Below are 19,325 nucleotides of genomic sequence, written 5' to 3' on the forward strand. Positions count from 1 at the left end.
GGCCCATGGCCGGCGAGCGCAGCGGCTTGCAAGCATCCGCCGGGCGTGGCCCGGCGCTACCCTTATCGGGCAATCTCTGCCATCACCCGCTTCAGGCCGTCCTGCCATGCCGGCAGCACGATGCCGAAATCCTGTTGCAGTTTGCGGTTGTCCAGCACCGACCAGGCTGGGCGCTTGGCCGGGGTCGGATACTCGGAACTGGAAATCGCCTCGACGGTCGGCACCTTGACCAGCGCGCCAGTGGCCAACGCTTCGGCGAAGATCGCCTCGGCAAAGCCGTGCCAGCTGGTCTGGCCACTGGCGGTCAGATGCCAGGTGCCGGACAGACGGCCCGGGTGCTGCAATGCCTGCGCGGTCACATCGGCAATCAGCGCGGCCGGCGTGGGCGTACCGACCTGGTCGGCCACCACCCGCAACACATCGCGCTCGGCGCCCACGCGCAGCATGGTGCGCAGGAAGTTCGCGCCATGCGAGGCATAGACCCAGGCCGTGCGGAAGATCAGGTGGCGGCCACCGGCCGCGCGTACGGCCTCCTCGCCATCGCGCTTGCTGGTGCCATATACACCCAGCGGTGCGGTCGGTTCGTCCTCGCGGTAGGGCGCGCTGCCTTGGCCATCGAACACGTAGTCGGTGGAGTAATGCACGAATGGCACGCCATGCGCGGCACACCAGCGCGCGATCATCCCCGGCGCCTGCGCATTGGCCGCAAAGGCCGCGTCGACCTCCTGTTCGGCACGATCGACGGACGTGTAGGCCGCGGCGTTGACCACGATCGACGGCTGCAGCCGGTCCAGCAGGGCCGGCAGGCTTTCAGGCTGGCCGAAATCGGCGGTTTCGCAGGCGCTGCCATCCGGCAGAGCGCCGCTGCGGGTGGTCGCGACCACCTTGCCCAGCGGCGCCAGCGCGCGCAGCAGCTCCTGGCCGACCTGGCCGTTGCCACCGAAGACCAGAACGGTCATGGCACGTAGACCGGCAGGCGGTCTTCGGCGATGTCCTTCAGGAAGGGGGCATTCTCGTCCTTGGCCGACAACGTTGGCACACTGAGCGGCCAGTCCACGGCGATATCGGCATCGTTCCAGCGCACGCCGGCATCGAAGTCCTTCAGGTAGACCTCGGTGCACAGATAGCTGAACACCGCGCGCTCGGACAGTACGGCAAAGCCGTGGGCGAAGCCTTCCGGAATCCAGAACTGCTTCTTGTTCTCCGCGCTCAGCACCACCGCTTCCCACTGGCCGAAGGTCGGCGAGCCGCGACGGATGTCGACGGCCACGTCATAGACCTCGCCTTCCAGCACGCTGACCAGCTTGCCCTGCGGGCGCGGCCACTGGTAATGCAGCCCGCGCAGGACACCCTTGGCCGAGGTCGAGACGTTGCTCTGCACGAAGCGATCCGGCAGGCCCAGCGCGGCGAAGCGCTCGGCGTTCCAGATTTCGAAGAAGTAACCGCGAGCATCGCCGAACACGGCCGGTTCGATCACTACGCAACCGGGCAACCTGGTTTCAATCACTTTCACGGAACAACTCCACGCAGGGCGAGCTTGTGCAGGTACTGGCCGTAGCCGTTCTTGATCAGTGGTGCAGCCAGGGCTTCCAGCTGTTCGGCATTGATCCAGCCCTGCCCGAACGCGATTTCCTCCGGGCAGCAGACCTGCAGGCCCTGGCGGGTCTGGATGGTCTCGATGAAATTGGAGGCTTCCAGCAGCGACTGGTGGGTGCCGGTATCGAGCCAGGCATAACCGCGGCCCAGTGGCTCGAGGTGCAGCAGGCCCTGCTCCAGGTACCTGCGGTTGAGATCGGTGATCTCCAGCTCGCCGCGGGCCGAGGGCTTCAGCTCGGCGGCGTAGTCACAGGCATGCGCATCGTAGAAGTACAGGCCGGTCACCGCGTAGTTCGAGCGCGGGTTGAGCGGCTTCTCGACAAGCCCGACCACCTTGCCACTGGCGTCGAACTCGGCCACGCCATAGCGCTCGGGGTCGTTGACCCAGTAGCCAAACACCGTGGCCCCCTGGTCACGTGCGTCGGCGCGGCGCAGCATTTCGCTCAGCCCATGGCCGTGGAAGATGTTGTCCCCCAGCACCAGGCAACTCGGCTTGCCGGCAACGAAATCGCGACCGATCAGATAGGCTTGGGCCAGGCCATCGGGGCTGGGCTGCACGGCGTACTGGATGTCCATGCCCCACTGCGAACCGTCGCCCAGCAGCTGCCGGAACAGCGCCTGTTCGTGCGGGGTGTTGATGATCAGCACCTCGCGGATGCCCGCCAGCATCAGCACGCTGAGCGGGTAGTAGATCATCGGCTTGTCGTACACCGGCAGCAGCTGCTTGCTGACACCCTGGGTGATAGGGTACAGCCGGGTGCCGGAGCCACCGGCGAGGATGATGCCCTTGCGCTGGGTCATGTCGTCTCCTGCGCTCAGGCCGCGGTACCGATGCGCTGCAGGCGATAGCTGCCATCGAGCACGCTGTTGACCCACGCCTGGTTGTCCAGGTACCAGTCCACGGTGCGGCTGATGCCCTGCTCGAAGGTATAGGCCGGCTCCCAGCCCAGTTCGTTCTTCAGCTTGGAGGCATCGATCGCATAGCGGCGGTCATGTCCGGGGCGGTCGGCCACATGGGTGATCTGGCTGCTGCGCGGCTGGCCGTCCGCACGCGGGCGGCGCTGGTCCAGCAGTGCGCAGATGGCCTGCACCACTTCGATGTTCTGCTTTTCCGAGTTGCCGCCGACATTGTAGGTCTCGCCAATCTGGCCCTTGGCCAGCACGGTACGGATCGCTTCGCAGTGGTCGGACACGAACAGCCAGTCGCGCACCTGCCTGCCATCGCCGTACACGGGCAGCGGCTCGCCGGCCAGCGCCCTGGCGATCACCAGCGGGATCAGCTTCTCGGGGAAGTGGTACGGGCCATAGTTGTTGGAACAGTGGGTGGTCAGCACCGGCAGCCCGTAGGTGTGGTGGAAGGCCCGCACCAGATGGTCGGAAGCCGCCTTGGACGCCGAGTACGGCGAATTCGGCGCATAGGTCGAGGTTTCGCTGAACTTGCCGGTCTCACCGAGGGTGCCGTACACCTCGTCAGTGGACACGTGCAGAAAGCGGAACGCCGCGCCCTGCTCGGCCGGGAGCGCTTTCCAATGGTCGCGCACCGCCTCCAGAAGGCCCAAGGTGCCGACCACATTGGTCTGGATGAAGGCACCCGGACCATCGATCGAGCGATCCACGTGGCTCTCGGCCGCGAAGTTCAGCACCGCCTCCGGCTGGTGTTCGGCCAACAGCCGGGCGACCTGGGCCTGGTCACCGATGTCGCCCTGCACGAACACATGGTTGGAATCACCGTCCAGGCTGGACAGGGTCTTCAGGTTGCCGGCATAGGACAGGATGTCGAGGTTGACGATCTTCACGCCTCGGGCAACCGCCTCAAGGACGAAATTGCCGCCGATGAAACCGGCACCGCCGGTGACGAGCCAGGTAGGCACCATCCAATCTCCAGGTTCAGGGGACGTGCTCCCTGACGGGATGGCACATCAAAGTACTGAGGATACCGTCCTCATGCCCGATCCGGCATGACTGTGCACAGTGCGACGAGCCGGCGACGACCAGGTGGCCCCGCCGGAACAGCTGCCGGCCCCCCTCTTGACCGCCGGGCCACCCGCAGGCACCACCATGCCCAATTGGACGCCAGTGGCTATACTCTGGCCCGGAATTCAGGCTGCCCTTCGGATTCAGCATCTCCAACCACAAGGATATCGACGGAAAACGCATGCAACGAACTGATCGCGCACTCTGTGTGGACCTGGATGGCACCCTGCTGCGATCGGATCTGCTGTACGAATCCCTGCTGACCCTGCTGGCCAGCAATCCCCTGTATGTCTTCCTGCTGCCGCTATGGCTGCTGCGTGGCAAGGCCGCGCTGAAACATGAGATTGCCTCACGGGTCAGGCTGCCGGTTGAATTCCTGCCCTACGACGAGCGGGTGCTGGAGTTGCTGAAAACGACCGAACAGAGGCCCCGCGTCCTCTGCTCGGCGTCTGACAGCAGCCTGGTCAACGCCATTGCCACCCATCTGGGGATATTCGACGAAGTCATGGCCAGCGATGGTCAGCGCAACCTCGCCGGTCACCACAAAGCGGAAGCGCTCAATGCGCGCTTCGGTGCGGGTCAGTACGATTACATGGGCAATGCCAGCGTGGACCTGCAGGTCTGGAAGCACGCCGGAGGCGCCTACGTGGTCAACGCCAGCGCCGGGCTCGCCGCCAGCGCAGCCCGGCAGACTGCCGTGCATGCGCATTGGCCGGCCCGTGGCGGTGGCATCCGCACCTGGATCAAGGCACTGCGCATCTATCAGTGGGCCAAGAACCTGCTGGTCCTGGTTCCGCTGCTGACCGCCCATCGCTTCTTTGATCTACCCGCAGTGCTGGATGCGGCCACCGCATTCATTGCGTTCGGACTGTGCGCATCGGGTGTGTACCTGCTCAATGACCTGCTGGACCTGGCCCCGGACCGGCAGCATGCGCGCAAGCGCAAGCGCCCGTTCGCCGCCGGTAACCTGCCGCTGCTGCACGGCCTGCTGGCAGCGCCGTTGCTGACCCTGGTCGGGTTCGCGCTGGCCCTGTGGACCAGCCCGGCCTTCGCCCTGGTGCTGTTCGGCTACTACGTCATGACCCTGGCCTATTCGTTCGTGCTCAAGCGCATGGTCATGATCGATGTCGTCGTGCTCGCGGCCCTGTACACGGTGCGCATCATCGGGGGAGCTGTAGCGATCGACGTGGAGCTGTCGTTCTGGCTGCTTGCATTCTCCATGTTCATTTTCCTGAGCCTGGCCCTGCTCAAGCGCTACACCGAGCTGGAGGCTGTGGTCTCGGCCGGCAAGACCAAGGCCAGCGGCCGTGGCTATGCCGTCGGCGACCTGCCGCTGATCCAGTCCTTCGGTGCCGCCGCCGGCTACATCGGCGTGCTGGTGTTCGCGCTGTACATCAACAGCCCGGAGAGCCTGGCCCTCTACCAGCAGCCGAAAATACTATGGCTGCTGTGCCCGGTCCTGCTGTACTGGATCAGCCGTGCCTGGATCATCGCCCACCGCGGCAACATGCATGACGATCCGATTGTCTTCGCTGCGCGCGACCGCGTCAGCCAGGCCATCGCCCTGCTCGCGCTGGTCATTGTTGGCTGCGCGACGTTCCAGTGGTAGCCACTGACTGCCCCCTTCCTGCCAGAGTCCCTGGAATCACATGTATACCGCCTTCATTCCCTTGATCCTGTTCTCCGTCGCGCTGAACGCCAGTGCACAGCTGTTCTTGCGCCAGGGCATGCCCCAGGTTGCGCTGGTAACGTCTGATGGCATGTTCCCGCTGCTCGCCAGCGGCCTGCGCGTGATCTTCAATCCCTGGGTGTTCGCCGGCCTGTCCTGCTATGCAGTCAGCATCGTGCTGTGGATGTACGTGCTGTCCAAGGTCCAGGTGAGTTTCGCTTACCCGTTCCTGAGTGTCGGCTACGTCATCGTCGTTGCTGCCGCCTATTTCTGGTTCCGCGAACCGGTGAGCATCATGAAGCTCGCGGGGGTCGCACTGATCTGCGTCGGTGTCGTTCTCGTCGCGAAGGGAGGTTGAACAATGGCCCGTCACATCGTCATTGGTGGCAGTGGTTTCACCGGCACCTACCTGGTGCGTTCGCTGCTGTCGCAGAACCAGCAGGTTACGATCATCGACATCGCCGTCCTTCCCACCGAGTTCTCGGGACGAGTGGACTATCACTGCATCGACATCGTGGTCCCCGGTGCGCTGCAGCAGGTGGCCCTGGCCGAGGGCGATATCGTCTATCACCTGGCGGCGCGCCAGTTCCACAACGACGTGCCACACCACAACCAGGATGCGTGGTTCGCCGAAGTCAATGTTGGCGGCACCGCCAACGTGCTCGAATGGATGTCGCAGCTGGCGACGCCACGGCTGGTCTATACCAGCACGGACATGGTCTACGGCCTGCCGCAGAAGCTGCCGGTCCCGCCGGATCACGCCAAGAATCCGCTGGGGCCCTACGGGCGCAGCAAGGCGGCGTCCGAACAGCTGTGCGAACAGGCCCGTGGCCGCGGTTTCAGGATCACCATCCTTCGCCCGAGAATGATCGTCGGCCCGGGTCGATTCGGCATCCTGACCAAGCTGTTCAAGCTGATGGACCTGAATCTCCCCATCCCGACCATCGGCAGCGGCCGAAACCGCTACCAGATGATCGCCGTGGAAGATGTCGTCAACGCCATCCAGCTGTCGGTGGCGCACGATCTGCCCGCCGTCGCTCTGAGCCTGGGCTCGGGCCCGGCTCCGGTGGTGCGCGAGCTGCTGCGCAACACGATCCGGCGCATTGGTTCGCATTCCATGGTCATTCCGGTGCCTGCCGGTCCGCTCAAGCTGACGCTCTCGCTGTTGGAGAAGCTGGGCAAGCCGCTGCTGCACCGCGAGCAGTACCAGATCGCCGACATCAACTACGTGGTCGATATCGCACCGACCGAATCCACGCTGCAGTGGGCGCCGACCAAGAATGACGAAGACATGCTGGTGGCGGCCTACGAGCACTACAGCAAGTCCCGCTGATCCCGAAAATACTTCGGCCCCGGCCCTGGATTCTTCGACATGACCTGTCTTGCCCGGTCTCGCTGACCTACTGAATCAACCCACATCCAATGCACATGGAAAGTCGTCCCTCTTCTTCCGATGCCCTCCTGCCCGACGGCCAGGCTGCGCGCAGGTTCGTCGCCTGTGCTGTTGGACTGGTTGTCCTGCTGGCCGTTTCGAAAGCGCTCGCCGCCTACAGCGGCGTAAAGGCAGCTACCTACATACTGCCCATCCTGGCGGTCCTTGTTCTTGCACCCCGCATTGGTCTGGCCTGGGCCGCCCCTGCGGTCAAGGCATTGCTGGTCCTTTCCCTGTCCGCACTGCTTTTGAACATCGTGCCGGACTCGACATGGGACGGCAACATGTACCACAAGGTCGCCATTGTCGCGCTGCACGATGGCTGGAATCCGTGGCTTTTCCCTGAGTTTTCCGACTGGGCCGCTACGCGAAGCGAGATCTACTATTCGTCCAGCGTATGGGACGGCAATCCGAACGCCATGTGGGTCAGCCACTACCCGAACCTGTCCTGGCTGTTCAGTGCAGCCTTGATGGACTACGGATTTGGATGGGAGTCCGGCAAGGCATTGAACCTGCTTCTTGCGATCGCCCTGTTCGTATATGCGCGCACTGTCTTCAGGCAGTACCTGCCGAACCGCTGGCAGGTGGAAGTTCTCGCGCTGCTTGCGGTGGCATGCCAGCCAATCGTCGGTCAGCTGCCCACAAACTATGTGGATGGCTGCACGTATTCGGTCATTGCGCTCACAACGCTTTGCATCCTTGATCGCGATCGAAGTCCTGCCGTCAACGTGATCGTCTGGTGCAGCCTGATCATTCTTGCCGGCGTGAAGTTCACCGGTGCCCTGTACGCAGCGATGCTTGCGCTTCCATTCCTGGTGGTACGCCGACCGGGCCTGAAAGAGATTGCGACCTGGTCCCTGCTGGGAGCCATTGCACTGTCCCACCCCTACCTCAACCACATCGCCTCGGACCTGGATATCGGCTACCCGGTTACGGGTACGGATATCGTTCTGCGTGGACAGGCCGAGGCATCGGTGCTTGAGAAGCCGCGGATCCGGACACTTGCAGAATCACTGCTCGCCCACACGTCAAACGCCACTACGTTCCCGGGCATGAAGATTCCAGGCACCTTCGCCATGGACGAGATCAAACAATCGGGTGCACCGGATCCGCGATTCGCCGGATTCGGCCCCTTGTTCTCACTTGCCCTGATGATCGCCGCAGTGGCAATTGTTCTTGCACTGGTGCTGGAACGGCGCAATCGCCGCCAGTGTATCAATCACTGGTACCTGCTGGCCGCCGTAGCGTATCTGGTGGTCATGGCCATCGCGCATGCAGCGCCCTGGTGGGCTCGCTATGTCCCGTTCCTGTACCTCGCCCTGATACTTGTACTGCTCGTCTGTTCAGGATCTACGATCAGGGGAGTCCGCGTTGCATCTTCGCTTGCCAGCCTGGTGATGGTGGTTAACGCCGTCCTGGTCTTTGCCGGCGTGGCGCAGTACACCAGTGATTTCGCCCTTCGTCCCGCAATGCAGGCCAACCGGGCCATCAGTGCGCAATACCAGCAGGGCGAGCACGTCATTGTCGCGGCTCCGCAGTTCTTTGGTTTCTCCACCCTTTATCACACGCAGCACGTCCTCGGCATAAAGGATGTCGAGTATCAGGTCTCTGGAATGGACAACACGGCATGTGAAGGTCCGCAGCAGATCGGCGACTGGATCGGCTTCTCCAAGCTCTGCAGATAAACAGCGGTCTGGACGACCCGGCGCCAGGTACATGGAACCCTTGGCGCTGATCGAATCGAACACCTGCCGGGCGGGCGCCACCATACGCATTCGCATGGTCACCCCAAGCCAGCTAGAATCGGGGTCCCACCCCCGAACCGGTTGCTGTTCCAGGACCGGATGTTCTCCCTGTTTAGTGAAGGACCCCGTACCAGATGAAAATCCTCGTCGCGTACAAGCGCGTGGTGGACTACAACGTCCGCATTCAGGTCAAGCCGGACGGTTCCGGCGTGGTCACCGACGGCGTCAAGCTGTCCCCCAACCCCTTCGATGAAATCGCCCTGGAAGAAGCCCTGCGCCTGCGCGACAAGGGCATCGCCAGCGAAGTCGTGGTTGCCACCATTGCCCCCGCCGATGCCCAGGCGCACCTGCGCAACGGCCTGGCCATGGGCGCCAATCGCGCCATCCACGTCGTCACCGACCAGGCCATCCAGCCGCTGACCGCCGCACGCACCCTGCTCAAGCTGATCGAGAAGGAACAGCCGGACCTGGTGATCCTCGGCAAGCAGGCCATCGACGACGACGCCAACCAGACCGGCCAGATGCTGGCCACGCTGTGGGGCCGCCCGCAGGCGACCTTCGCCAGCAAGCTCGAGATCGCCGGCGGCAAGGCCACGGTGACCCGCGAAGTCGACGCCGGCCTGGAAACGCTGGAAGTGGACCTGCCGGCCGTGGTCACCACCGACCTGCGCCTGAACGAACCGCGCTTCATCAAGCTGCCGGACATCATGAAGGCCAAGGCCAAGCCGCTGGAAACGCTGCAGCTGGCCGACCTCGGCGTTGAAGCCGCCGATACCTTCAAGACCACCCACTACGCCGCGCCGTCCAAGCGCAGCAAGGGCGTGATGGTCAAGGACGCGGCCGAACTGGTTGCTGCACTCAAGCAGAAGGGGTTGCTGTAATGAGCAAGATTCTCGTCATCGCCGAGCACCACGACGGCAAGCTCAACGCCGCCACCGCCAAGACCATCAGCGCCGCTGTCGCCATCAGCGGTGCCAGCATCGATGTGGTGGTGCTGGCCGCCGATCCGGCTGCGGTCGCCGCCGAGGCCGCGAAGATCGCTGGCGTCGCCAAGGTCCTGACCGTGGCCAATGCCGCCAACGCGCAGGCCATCGCCCAGGTGCTCGCGCCGCAGATCGCGCAGCTGGCCAAGGGCTACACCCACGTGTTCGGACCGTCGACCACCTTCGGCAAGGACCTGATGCCGTGCGTTGCCGCGCTGCTAGGCGTCAACCAGGTCTCCGACCTGATGACCGTCGAAGGCAGCCACACCTTCAAGCGCCCGATCTACGCTGGCAACGCAATCATCACTGTAGAAGCCCCGGCTGACCAGATCGTGGTCGCCACCGTGCGCGCCGCGTCGTGGCCGGAAGCCGCCCAGGGCGGCAGTGCCGCCATTGAAGCGGCCAGCGTCGATGCTGCCCTGCCGACCCATACCCGCTTCATCGGCCTGGCCGCCGGTGCCAGCGACCGCCCGGACCTGCAGAGCGCCAAGCGCGTGGTCTCCGGTGGTCGTGGTGTCGGTTCGGAAGAGAACTTCAAGGTTATCTTCCAGCTGGCCGACAAGCTCGGTGCCGCCGTCGGCGCTTCGCGTGCCGCGGTTGATGCCGGCTATGTGCCCAGCGACCTGCAGGTTGGCCAGACCGGTAAGATCATCGCGCCGGAACTGTACGTGGCCGTGGGTATCAGCGGCGCGATCCAGCACCTGACCGGCATCAAGGATGCCGGCACCATCGTGGCCATCAACAAGGACGGCGATGCGCCGATCTTCGAGATTGCCGATATCGGTCTGGTGGGTGATCTGTTTGCAATCCTGCCGGAGCTGGAAGCGGCGCTCTGACGTGTACCTGCCGCTGGCTCCGGCCAGCGGCACAGTCCCTTTGAATTCAAGCAGGCAATCGTGAGTACTCCCTACAAGAAGGTAATGGTTGTCTTCGGCACCCGTCCGGAAGCCATCAAGATGGCCCCGGTGGTGGAAGCCCTGAAGGCCCGGCCTGAGATCGAGACGATCGTTGCGGTTACCGCGCAGCATCGACAGATGCTCGACCAGGTCATGGACCTGTTCGGTATCACGCCGGATGTCGACCTCAATGTGATGGAACCTGGCCAGACGCTGGCAGGCCTGTTCGCCAAGATCCTGACCGGCATGACCGCCGTCATCGCCGAGCACAAGCCGGACCTGGTGCTGGTGCATGGCGATACCAGCACCACGCTGGCCAGTGCGCTGGCCGCGTTCTACAACCGCGTGGCCGTCGGCCATGTGGAAGCAGGACTGCGCACCGGTGACATTTACGCGCCGTGGCCTGAAGAGGCCAACCGCCGCCTGACCGGGCCGCTGACCCGCCTGCACTTCGCGCCGACCACCCGCTCGCGCGACAACCTGCTGGCTGAAGGTACGTCTAGCGATGACATCCACGTCACCGGCAACACCGTGATTGATGCCCTGCTCAACGTCGCCGACAAGCTGAAGCACGACACCGCGCTGATTGAATCGATGCGGGCCCGTTTCCCGTTCCTTGATGCTTCCAAGCGGCTGGTACTGGTGACCGGCCATCGCCGTGAAAACTTCGGCAGCGGCTTCGAGAGCATCTGCGAAGCACTGAAGGCCCTGGCCGCGCGCGGCGATACGCAGATCGTCTATCCGGTCCACCTCAACCCCAACGTGCAGGGACCGGTCAACCGGATCCTCGCCGATGCCCCGGGCGTGGTCCTGATCGAGCCGCAGGATTACCTGCCGTTCGTCTACCTGATGACCCAGGCGACGTTGATCATCACCGACTCCGGTGGCGTGCAGGAAGAAGCCCCGTCACTGGGCAAGCCGGTGCTGGTAATGCGCGATACCACCGAGCGCCCTGAAGCGGTGGGCGCAGGCACCGTACTGCTGGTTGGCACCGATGCTGGCAGGATCGTGGCTGAGGCCACCCGCCTGCTCGACGACGAAGCCGCCTACCAGTCAATGGCACATGCCCATAATCCGTATGGTGATGGCAAGGCCGCTGCACGCATCGCTGCCTTGATCCAGGGCGAGGCGATGCCGGCCTGACCCGATGCGCGGGCAACGGCAAGCTAGGCTTGTCGTTGACCCGCCATCGCCGCATCACGACAGACCGCGGCCAGGCGCTCAGCCAGGCGATCCCAACGATACTCGGCGAAAGCATCCTGCCCCAGGCGCAGGCCTTCATCCAGCCGCCCTTGCTGCTTGCGCTGCAGTAGTTCGTGCAGAAGTGCGCTGATCGCAGCAACCTCATTGGCGGCCAGAAACCCGCAACGCTCCCTGCCGATGATGGCGGCCGCCGGATCGGCGGCATCCGGCTGCAGATGCAGTACCGGCCGGCCCGAACCCAGGTATTCCAGCAGCTTGCCCGGGATCTGGGTCATGCCTGCGTTGCCGATGTTGACCAGGACATCCGCACTGCGCTGCAGTTCGATGGCCTGGGAATGATCCAGGCTTCCGGCAAATCGCAGGACCTGCGGATGCTCCGCGCACGCTTTCGCCAGTTCTGGTGGCAGACCAGGGCCAGCGATGGTGAGCGTGCAGCCGGGCGATGCCAGCACCGCGCGGACCAGCGGCATGGGGTCGCGGAACGGATAGAAGCGCCCCGTGTAGACCAGCTGCAACCCGCCGGCCGACCTGACAACCTCGGGCAGCGGCGGTTCCACCCTGGCGAATCCCTGCGGAATCACGCTGAGCGGCGCGATCCCGGGACCATGCCGCTCCTGCATCAGGGCCGCGGTGGCCTCGGAAGTAACGACAATAGCGGCCGCCTCGTGGCAAACCCGCCTTTCAAGCTCGAGCGACGCCGCCCTCCAGCGTTCGGGGGTATAGGACGTCAGCACGGGATCACCAAGTTCGGCAACGAAAGGAATGCCGGACTCGCGCGAGAGCGCAGAAGCCAACAACAGCCCTGCCACAGGCTCATGTGATCCGATGATCACCTGCGGCGACCACTGGCTGATCAGTTGCCGGCCATGACGCAGGGCACCGCCGATCCAACGCGAGCGGCCATCCGGGAAAACCCGCGCATCCAGGAACGAGCGCAGCCATGCGATCGCGCGCCCCTTCCGGTTCAACGCCGCCGTCCCAGCCGTCGGCGCGGCCTGTGAAGCCACCTGTGGGGACGGGCGCGTTCCCGCAACCGCGTCCTGGCGCCGCAGACGGCGCAGATGGCCCAGTACGCGCGACGTCACATCAATCAGAGCCTCGACGCCCTGCGGCGAGGTCCGATGCACCTGCAGACCGGGTGGGTCCTCCATCCGTCGCATGCCGGCACCACATGCCCGGGTCAGGACATGGACATCATGCCCAAGACTGGCCAGTCCGCTGGCCAGCTGGGTCACCCGCAGTGATTGGGGTGACGGGTTGGGCTGGAAGTCGTGCGCGCAGATCAGGATGCGCATGGCCTGCATGCCACCGTTCGTCATGGTTTGACCGACGCTACCCATGCGATCGCAGTCCTGTTCCTGCTCCAACCCGTAACCTGCTCAGGACGCCCGCGTAACGACGTCCAGCATCGCATCGCCCGACTGCTGCAGCGTGCTGAAGGGAGGCGCTTCGATCATCGCCAATCCCGCTTCCATCAGCTCTGGGTAATTCCGCATGACATGCGACAACTCACCGTACAAGGCCGACACATCCTTCTCGGCCGGCGCGCGGCTGCGTTCCGCGACTTCCTTGTGGCTGAGCTTGTCGTGCGTGACCGCGATGGGGGCAACCCGGCAAGCCGGTGTTCCCGCAGACAGTTCGGCTGCGCAGCCGGTATTGGACAGTACCATCGGTAGGCCGAAGTGGGCTGCCTCCAGGTTCACCAACCCATAGCCTTCGAACAGGGAGGGGAGCACGAACAGATGTGCATGGGAATACTCACGGCTCAGTTCGCGGCGCTTGAGCGAGCCCAGCAGTTCCACCGAACCGGCAAGGTCCAGCCGGCGAATGGTCTCCTCGACCTTGGCAGCGTTCCCCGATTCAGCCAGCGCACCTGCGATGCGCAGCGTCGCCTGCGGCGCCTCCTGCCTGAGCCTGGCAAATGCCTCCAGCAGGCAAATCACGTTCTTCTGCGGATAGAGATTGCCCACGAACAGAATCCTGAACGCATCGCGCTTTCCGCGCGCCCTGCGCAGGTAGTCTGCCGGCGGACGATACAGGTCAACGACGTTCAGGCCGTGCGGCACCGTTGTCACCTTCGAACGCGCCAGCTTCTGGTACACGCACGCGTAGTCGGCCACTTCGCTCGAAACGGCAATGTACTCGTCGACGCGAGCACGCTCGCGCTCGAGCGCCGGATCCTGCAGCTGCCAGAAATAGATGTTGTGCAGCACCTCGACGACCTTGCAACCGGGTTCGATCGTGTGCAGGCCATCGTAGGCATGGCTGACCACCAGCGACTCGAAGCGCCCGCGCGTGACCGTCTCGCCCAGCAGCGCCGATTGCCCATCCAGGTACACCAGCTCGCCGGGGAACTGCTGCGCGATGCGGCTGTTGAGTGAAGGCGATCCCAGCACAATCAGGTAAGGCACGAAATTCTTGGTACGCAGGTGCCGTGCGAAATCACAGACCCATTGCTCAAGCCCACCGAAGGTATGGTCCTCGGCAACAAGCAATGCGCATCGGGTGCGCACCGCGCTTACCGCCAGCGACTGCAGCACGCTGCTGTCGGCATGCGCGTTGGCCTGGATCATGCCTGCATTCTTGAGCAGTCGGCCGGCAGCACTGCGGAAGTAACCCTCGCGCGGCGTAACCACCGGTCGTTCCAGCTTGCGGAATCGATGCTCCAGCACTTCCTGGCGCAGATTGCGGGCGATGCGCCACAGCGAATGCCGGTCACGGGTACGCTCGACTGCCAGCGTCGCGATTTCGTTGACCATTTCGTCGGCCAGCAGGGCGGCGTGCTTCAGGCCGGCCGAGGCCGACTGCAGCTTGCGCGACATGTCGGAAAGCTTGAACGAGCCGAAGGTGTTGAGTGCGTCTGCGAACTCCCACCAGGATTCCGCGGACGACACCGCACGCGACGAGGTGATCACTGCCAGCACCATCGCGGCACCTTCAGGTGCCTCCAGGCAGGTCGCCGCAACCATCTCGGCCTTGAACAGCTGCGAGTAGCCGGCCAGCAATTCGTCCGACTTGTGGCCGGACATGCCCGGGAAGGCAAAGAACACATGCAGGCGGTTTTCGGCCGCAGGCGTTGCGCCGTTGTCCTGCGAGGCCCCCGGCTCGGTACCGTCGATCAGCGCGATATCCAGGCGACCCGGCTCACGGGAAGGGGCCCAACCGATACGGCGTGCCGAATGCGCAGCCAGGCGGGTCAGGTCACTGCCGAGCAGATCCGTGCTGTAGCCCTCAACCGGGCCGCCCACTTTGTCGGACGCCCAGCCGAGCACGGCATCGAGCATTGTGGAAATGTCGACCAGATGCGCTGCCTGATTGTTGCCGATGATTGGATTCATACCGTTTCCACCAGATCCTTGACTGCCGTGATTCCCTTCCTAAAATCTGAATACATCGTCTCCAGGCATCCAAGGTTCCTGTCGATCATCCAGTCCTGCGTCTGCAGGTCGGGAATGTAGCCCTCCCGGAAATCGGCATGATCGACATAGGCGTAACCATAGGCGTCGAAATCGCCGATCAGGTGGAAATCAACCACAGGAAGCACGCCATGCGCGAAGTAGTCACACAGCTTTGTCGGCGACGCCACGCGATTCACCGTACAGGCTTCACGCAGGGCGAATCCAAAGTTCGAGTACCGATAGACCTGCTCCAGCTTTTCCTTACTGGCGTAGCCCTTGAAAACCTCCACCGGGATGCCGCGGCTGGAAAGCTTCGGGGCAAATGCTTCCACATCGTGGGAGTAGATCTCGTAATTGCAGAACGGTGCGGCGGCCATGATGTCGGCCATCTCGTCCACCCGCTGCCAGACCTGGGCACCACCGGCATAGACAGCGGTCGGCCGCCCGTTCTGCCGCCGCGCGATGCGCGACGCAGCCACGCGCTGCACCGACTGGCCAAGCGAGCCGAAGTCGAAGACCGGAACGTGGATGAAATCGACGTTTGCAGCGTCAGGGTACTTGGCCAGGAAGTGCTCCTTCATGGCCAGCGTCACAACCGAAGCATGCTTGAGCTTGGAGATGATCTGCCGTTCGACCTCTGCGAAGATCCGCGAACGCTCGGGCGAACCGAGCATCAGTTCTTCCTCCGGAACCACGCCGTGGATGTCCACGTACATCTTGGACGCGTCAAAGTGCGGAAGCATGTACTCGCACTGATGCATCGTGTGGATGTAGACGAAATCCGCCGCATCGAAGATGCGTGCCACGAAGTCGGAATGGGCCTTGGAATGGGGATTGACCCGATACGCCTTGATCAGCTCGTCCGCGTACACCACTTCCGGCTCCTGCGCAGCCGGGTACCATTCCTGGAAGTCAATGTAGGTGCGCGGATAGTCTTCGAACACGCCGTCAATGGTCTTGATACGGCTCATCCAGCCGTCCATGTAACGATCATTTGCGGGATACGGCGAGACTATGGTCAATTGGCGCTTCTTGGCCATCTACTGAAATTCCTTTGATTTACTTCTTATCGGCGTCAGAAAAGGCGACGGATTGAACGGAAGGGTGCGGTAAGGCGCCAGGAGTGGGAGGCGTAAACCTGCTCTAGGCGACGAGCAATCTCCTCGTTCTCCTTCTGCAGGTTCTGCAACGCCTTCTCTGCCTCGGTGTGCCGGCGCTCAGCCTCGGAATGCCGGCGTTCACCCGCCTCCGCGCGCAATGTGGCCTGATGCTCCGCGGTCTGTGCGTTGCTCAGCTGCGTCTCCACCTCCAGCACCCGATCGCGGAGTTCACTGCGCCCCTGCTCCAGGCCCGCGATGAGGTTCAGCTGGCGTGCCTGCTCGGCCGCGAGGCGCTCCACATCCGCCCGGATCGCGTCACCTTGCCGCAGCGCATCATCCAGCTTCGCGCCCAGTTCGTTGCGCTGCCGGATGGTGGCCTCCAGCTCTATCGCAACAGACGCAAGACGATCATGCACATGGCCATAGCACCCCAGCAGATCCAGCCCCTGCTCCACCAGCCCAGGCATGACACGCTGCGCCGCCGATTCGGATGCATAGATCGCCAGCAGCTGTTTGCCACTGTACTGCGGATCCGGCAGCAGCCCGACATCGATGACGCCCACGTGGACCAGGCGGAAGCCATTGGGAAGATCGCGCTGCAGGTTGTGCCAGTGGAAACTGTAGAAGTGTTCCTCGTGGCGCTCTTCAAGCGACTCCTGGAACGGAACCAGCATGACGAAATACTCGCGGGCATGAGCGGTCAGCTTGGCTGCCGCGTCCCACGGTTCGTGGAAATGCTCGAGCGTATTGGAGGAGAAGATCACGTCGTAGCCGAGGTCCACCCCTTCCGCCAGGAGATCGTCAGTGGCGAATGCGATCTGTGGATAGTTGCGGCGTGCCTGCTCGATGGCGGACGCAGAGAAATCCAGGCCGGCCACCTGATCAAGTCCCAACTCGGACTTGATCACCTGCGTGCCGTCACCCATCGCACAACCCCAGTCGCACAGACCCAGGCCGTTGTGCTTCACGTCATCCACGAACCAGGCCGGCAACAGGCGGCAGGCAACCATCCCGAAGAACTGGCTCTGCTTCTGACCTTCGTTCTGGATCCAGTCCTGCTGGAAACGCGATTCCCAGTAGTCCTGCCCGTTGATGTCGATGCTTGTCATAGCGGATTTCCCGTGATCTTCATGAAATCAAAGCACCTTCTTCTCGATGGGCACAATGAAGGTACCGTAGCGGAACTCCTTCATGAATATCTTCAAATACTGCGCACCTTCGATGTACTCGAAGTACTGGATGCTGTCGGAGGAACGGTCTTCCAGCGCTGCAACCAGCACGTAGTCACCTTCGCGCAGGTTGCAGTCAAGCGTGAATGCAACTTCCACGGTATCGCCCTGCGTATCGAGGCGCAGCCGCGGCGAATCCCATGTGGTACCCACCACCAAATCGCTGCCGGCCATGTCCTTTAGCGAGAACGCCATGCTGAGGCACTCCCGATTCGCCGATGGCGGAATCCTGGCCTTGATGCGGATGCACAGCTTCTCGCCGGTGAAGAACATGTTGCGACGCTGGCCATCGACCGCTTCGGTTTCCACCGCAAGGATGGAGCCGACATGGCTGCCCCAGTGGTTGACCGGCTTGCGCGCGCGCAGCTGTTCCTGCGCCTTGTCATCGGCGATTTCCTGGGTCGCGTTGGCCACCGCCTCTTCGCGCTCGTGTTCCAGGCGTGCCGAATCCTCCTCGAACAGGTTCTGCATGTACTGCGCGGTGACCGCGAACACCGAGCCGGACATGCGCGGGCGCCCCTTGTCCAGCCAGATGCTGCGATCACACAGCGAGCGCACCGCGCCAACATCGTGGGAGACGAACAGAATCGAAAGACCGGACTCGCGGAGCTTCTTGATGCGTGCCATGCACTTGGCATTGAACTTCGCATCACCCACGGCAAGTGCTTCGTCGATGATCAACAGTTCAGGGCTGGTATGGATGGCAACCGAGAAGCCCAGGCGGACGTACATGCCACTGGAGTACGTCTTGACCGGCTGGTCAAGGAACTCCCCGATGTCGGCGAATCCGACGATCTCGTCGAATCGCTGATCGATCTCACTCCGGGTCAAGCCCAGCACCTGCCCATTCAGCAACAGGTTCTCGCGCCCGGTGAACTCGGGATTGAAACCCGCGCCCAGCTCCAGCAGCGCGGCAACCCGCCCCTTGGTCCGCACCGAGCCCTCGGTGGGCTGCAGGGTGCCGCAGATGAGCTGGAGCAGGGTCGACTTGCCCGAACCATTACGGCCGATGATGCCGACGGTCTCGCCCTTGCCGACCTCGAAGGAAAGGCCACGCAGCGCCCAGAACTCGCGGTGATAAGCCACCTCATTCATGCCCAGCACGCGCCTGAGCGGCGGCATGAACATTTCCTTCAGGCGATCCGAGGGCTTGGCGTACATCGCGTAGGCCTTGCCCAGATCGTGCGCGGCAATGACCACTTCTTCCGGCGGGATGATGCGCTTGATCTCGTGCGCGGGATCGTGCTCGAAGACACTGTCAAAGGACATCGGCAAACCCCTTTCTGGTGGCCTGGAACAACGTGTACCCCAGATGCGCCACGACCAGCCCGACCAGGCTCATGATGCCCAGGATCAACAGGTCGGGGGCCTGCCCTTGCAGCGCGGCTGCCCGGCCCGCCTCGATCGGGAAGGTCATCGGATTGGCCAGCATCCACGACTTGAACTTCTCCGGGAAAGCGCTGCCCGGGAAGAAGATCGGCGACATGAACATCGTGCTGATGACCACGAAGCCGACGATATGGGTTACGTCACGCACATACACGCCAATGGCCGCCAGGAACCAGGACAGCCCCAGTACCAGCAGCACTACCGGAATCAGCAGGACGGGAAGCCAGACGATCTGCCAATGGATGTGTGCGCCGAGCACGAACGCCAGGCACGCCAGTACCACCACACCCACCATGAAGTTGAACAGCGCGGCCCCCATGTTGACGACCGGCAGCACTTCCAGCGGGAACACCACCCGCTTTACATAGTTCGCATTGCCAGTGATCGAGATCGGCGCCCGCGAAATGCACTCGGCAAACACGTTGAACATGATCATGCCCAGGAACAGCGGCACCGAGAAATTGCCCTCCGCACCGGGGATGTTCCAGCGTGCCTTGAAGATCGTCCCGAACACGAAGCTGTAGATGGTCAGCAACATCAGGTTATTGATGATGTACCACAGCAGGCCGCCATAGGCCCCGCGGTAACGCCCTTCAATTTCGCGCCTTACCAGCGAAAGGGTGAACGTCTTGTTCCGCCATAGCTGGGCCCACGGACCCAGCACAAGCGTATGCAGCAGCTTTCCAATACGCCCACTCATCAGCGGCACCC

At 63.2% G+C, this 19,325-nt stretch carries 17 protein-coding genes; 7 read left to right on the forward strand and 10 right to left on the reverse strand.

All coding sequences use genetic code 11. The features are described from left to right. Positions 1-62: 62 nt before the first annotated feature. From rfbD to rfbB, 4 genes are read right to left on the reverse strand one after another with little or no spacing between them, the layout of a single operon-like run. Positions 63-959, reverse strand: coding sequence for a dTDP-4-dehydrorhamnose reductase (gene rfbD / locus AC5P9L_RS00695; protein ID WP_111189307.1), 897 nt, complete (start codon positions 957-959; stop codon positions 63-65). Continuing rightward, positions 956-1,513, reverse strand: coding sequence for a dTDP-4-dehydrorhamnose 3,5-epimerase (gene rfbC, locus AC5P9L_RS00700; protein WP_111189306.1), 558 nt, complete (start codon positions 1,511-1,513; stop codon positions 956-958). Before rfbC ends, rfbD begins: the two co-directional genes overlap by 4 nt. Further along, positions 1,510-2,397, reverse strand: coding sequence for a glucose-1-phosphate thymidylyltransferase RfbA (rfbA, locus tag AC5P9L_RS00705; protein WP_111189305.1), 888 nt, complete (start codon positions 2,395-2,397; stop codon positions 1,510-1,512). The genes rfbC and rfbA overlap by 4 nt, the downstream gene beginning before the upstream one ends. A 14-nt stretch (positions 2,398-2,411) precedes the next feature. Next, complete coding sequence (gene rfbB / locus AC5P9L_RS00710) at positions 2,412-3,467, reverse strand: dTDP-glucose 4,6-dehydratase (protein WP_111111844.1); 1,056 nt, start codon at positions 3,465-3,467, stop codon at positions 2,412-2,414. A 284-nt stretch (positions 3,468-3,751) separates the two neighbouring features. Between rfbB and AC5P9L_RS00715 the strand changes: the two genes are divergently transcribed. From AC5P9L_RS00715 to wecB, 7 genes are all read left to right on the forward strand, one after another. Beyond that, positions 3,752-5,179: a UbiA family prenyltransferase gene (locus AC5P9L_RS00715; protein ID WP_111189304.1), complete on the forward strand. Its 1,428-nt coding sequence runs from the start codon at positions 3,752-3,754 to the stop codon at positions 5,177-5,179. Between the two features lie 40 nt (positions 5,180-5,219). Further along, positions 5,220-5,597: an SMR family transporter gene (locus AC5P9L_RS00720; RefSeq protein ID WP_111111829.1), complete on the forward strand. Its 378-nt coding sequence runs from the start codon at positions 5,220-5,222 to the stop codon at positions 5,595-5,597. A gap of 3 nt (positions 5,598-5,600) precedes the next feature. Next, entirely contained in the window at positions 5,601-6,572 is a 972-nt protein-coding gene (locus AC5P9L_RS00725; protein ID WP_111189303.1) for an NAD-dependent epimerase/dehydratase family protein, read from the forward strand. Between the two features lie 95 nt (positions 6,573-6,667). Further along, complete coding sequence (locus tag AC5P9L_RS00730; protein WP_138927654.1) at positions 6,668-8,356, forward strand: hypothetical protein; 1,689 nt, start codon at positions 6,668-6,670, stop codon at positions 8,354-8,356. Positions 8,357-8,550: 194 nt separating this feature from the next. Next, positions 8,551-9,297: an electron transfer flavoprotein subunit beta/FixA family protein gene (locus AC5P9L_RS00735; RefSeq protein WP_100438845.1), complete on the forward strand. Its 747-nt coding sequence runs from the start codon at positions 8,551-8,553 to the stop codon at positions 9,295-9,297. Further along, positions 9,297-10,235 (forward strand): electron transfer flavoprotein subunit alpha/FixB family protein, encoded by a 939-nt coding sequence (locus tag AC5P9L_RS00740; protein WP_100438844.1) that lies wholly within the window; start codon positions 9,297-9,299, stop codon positions 10,233-10,235. The genes AC5P9L_RS00735 and AC5P9L_RS00740 overlap by 1 nt, the downstream gene beginning before the upstream one ends. A gap of 60 nt (positions 10,236-10,295) precedes the next feature. Beyond that, the gene (gene wecB / locus AC5P9L_RS00745) at positions 10,296-11,438 is read left to right on the forward strand and encodes a non-hydrolyzing UDP-N-acetylglucosamine 2-epimerase (protein ID WP_315973819.1); all 1,143 of its coding nucleotides are present in this window, start codon (positions 10,296-10,298) and stop codon (positions 11,436-11,438) included. 23 nt (positions 11,439-11,461) lie between these two features. Here wecB and AC5P9L_RS00750 read toward each other — a convergent pair whose 3' ends face one another. From AC5P9L_RS00750 to AC5P9L_RS00775, 6 genes are all read right to left on the reverse strand, one after another. Beyond that, positions 11,462-12,793, reverse strand: a complete 1,332-nt coding sequence (locus AC5P9L_RS00750; protein ID WP_162292029.1) for a glycosyltransferase — start codon at positions 12,791-12,793, stop codon at positions 11,462-11,464. A gap of 84 nt (positions 12,794-12,877) precedes the next feature. Next, on the reverse strand, positions 12,878-14,836 hold the full coding sequence (locus tag AC5P9L_RS00755) for a glycosyltransferase family 4 protein (protein WP_100438841.1): 1,959 nt from the start codon (positions 14,834-14,836) through the stop codon (positions 12,878-12,880). After that, positions 14,833-15,936: a glycosyltransferase family protein gene (locus AC5P9L_RS00760; RefSeq protein ID WP_138927653.1), complete on the reverse strand. Its 1,104-nt coding sequence runs from the start codon at positions 15,934-15,936 to the stop codon at positions 14,833-14,835. Before AC5P9L_RS00760 ends, AC5P9L_RS00755 begins: the two co-directional genes overlap by 4 nt. Positions 15,937-15,971: 35 nt before the next feature. Beyond that, positions 15,972-17,105 (reverse strand): class I SAM-dependent methyltransferase, encoded by a 1,134-nt coding sequence (locus tag AC5P9L_RS00765; RefSeq protein ID WP_100438839.1) that lies wholly within the window; start codon positions 17,103-17,105, stop codon positions 15,972-15,974. A gap of 27 nt (positions 17,106-17,132) precedes the next feature. Then, entirely contained in the window at positions 17,133-18,494 is a 1,362-nt protein-coding gene (locus AC5P9L_RS00770) for an ABC transporter ATP-binding protein (RefSeq protein ID WP_157803282.1), read from the reverse strand. Further along, the gene (locus AC5P9L_RS00775) at positions 18,484-19,314 is read right to left on the reverse strand and encodes an ABC transporter permease (RefSeq protein ID WP_100438838.1); all 831 of its coding nucleotides are present in this window, start codon (positions 19,312-19,314) and stop codon (positions 18,484-18,486) included. The genes AC5P9L_RS00770 and AC5P9L_RS00775 overlap by 11 nt, the downstream gene beginning before the upstream one ends. Positions 19,315-19,325: the final 11 nt, after the last annotated feature.

This window comes from Stenotrophomonas sp. YJH_SMC_64 (genome assembly GCF_059371375.1).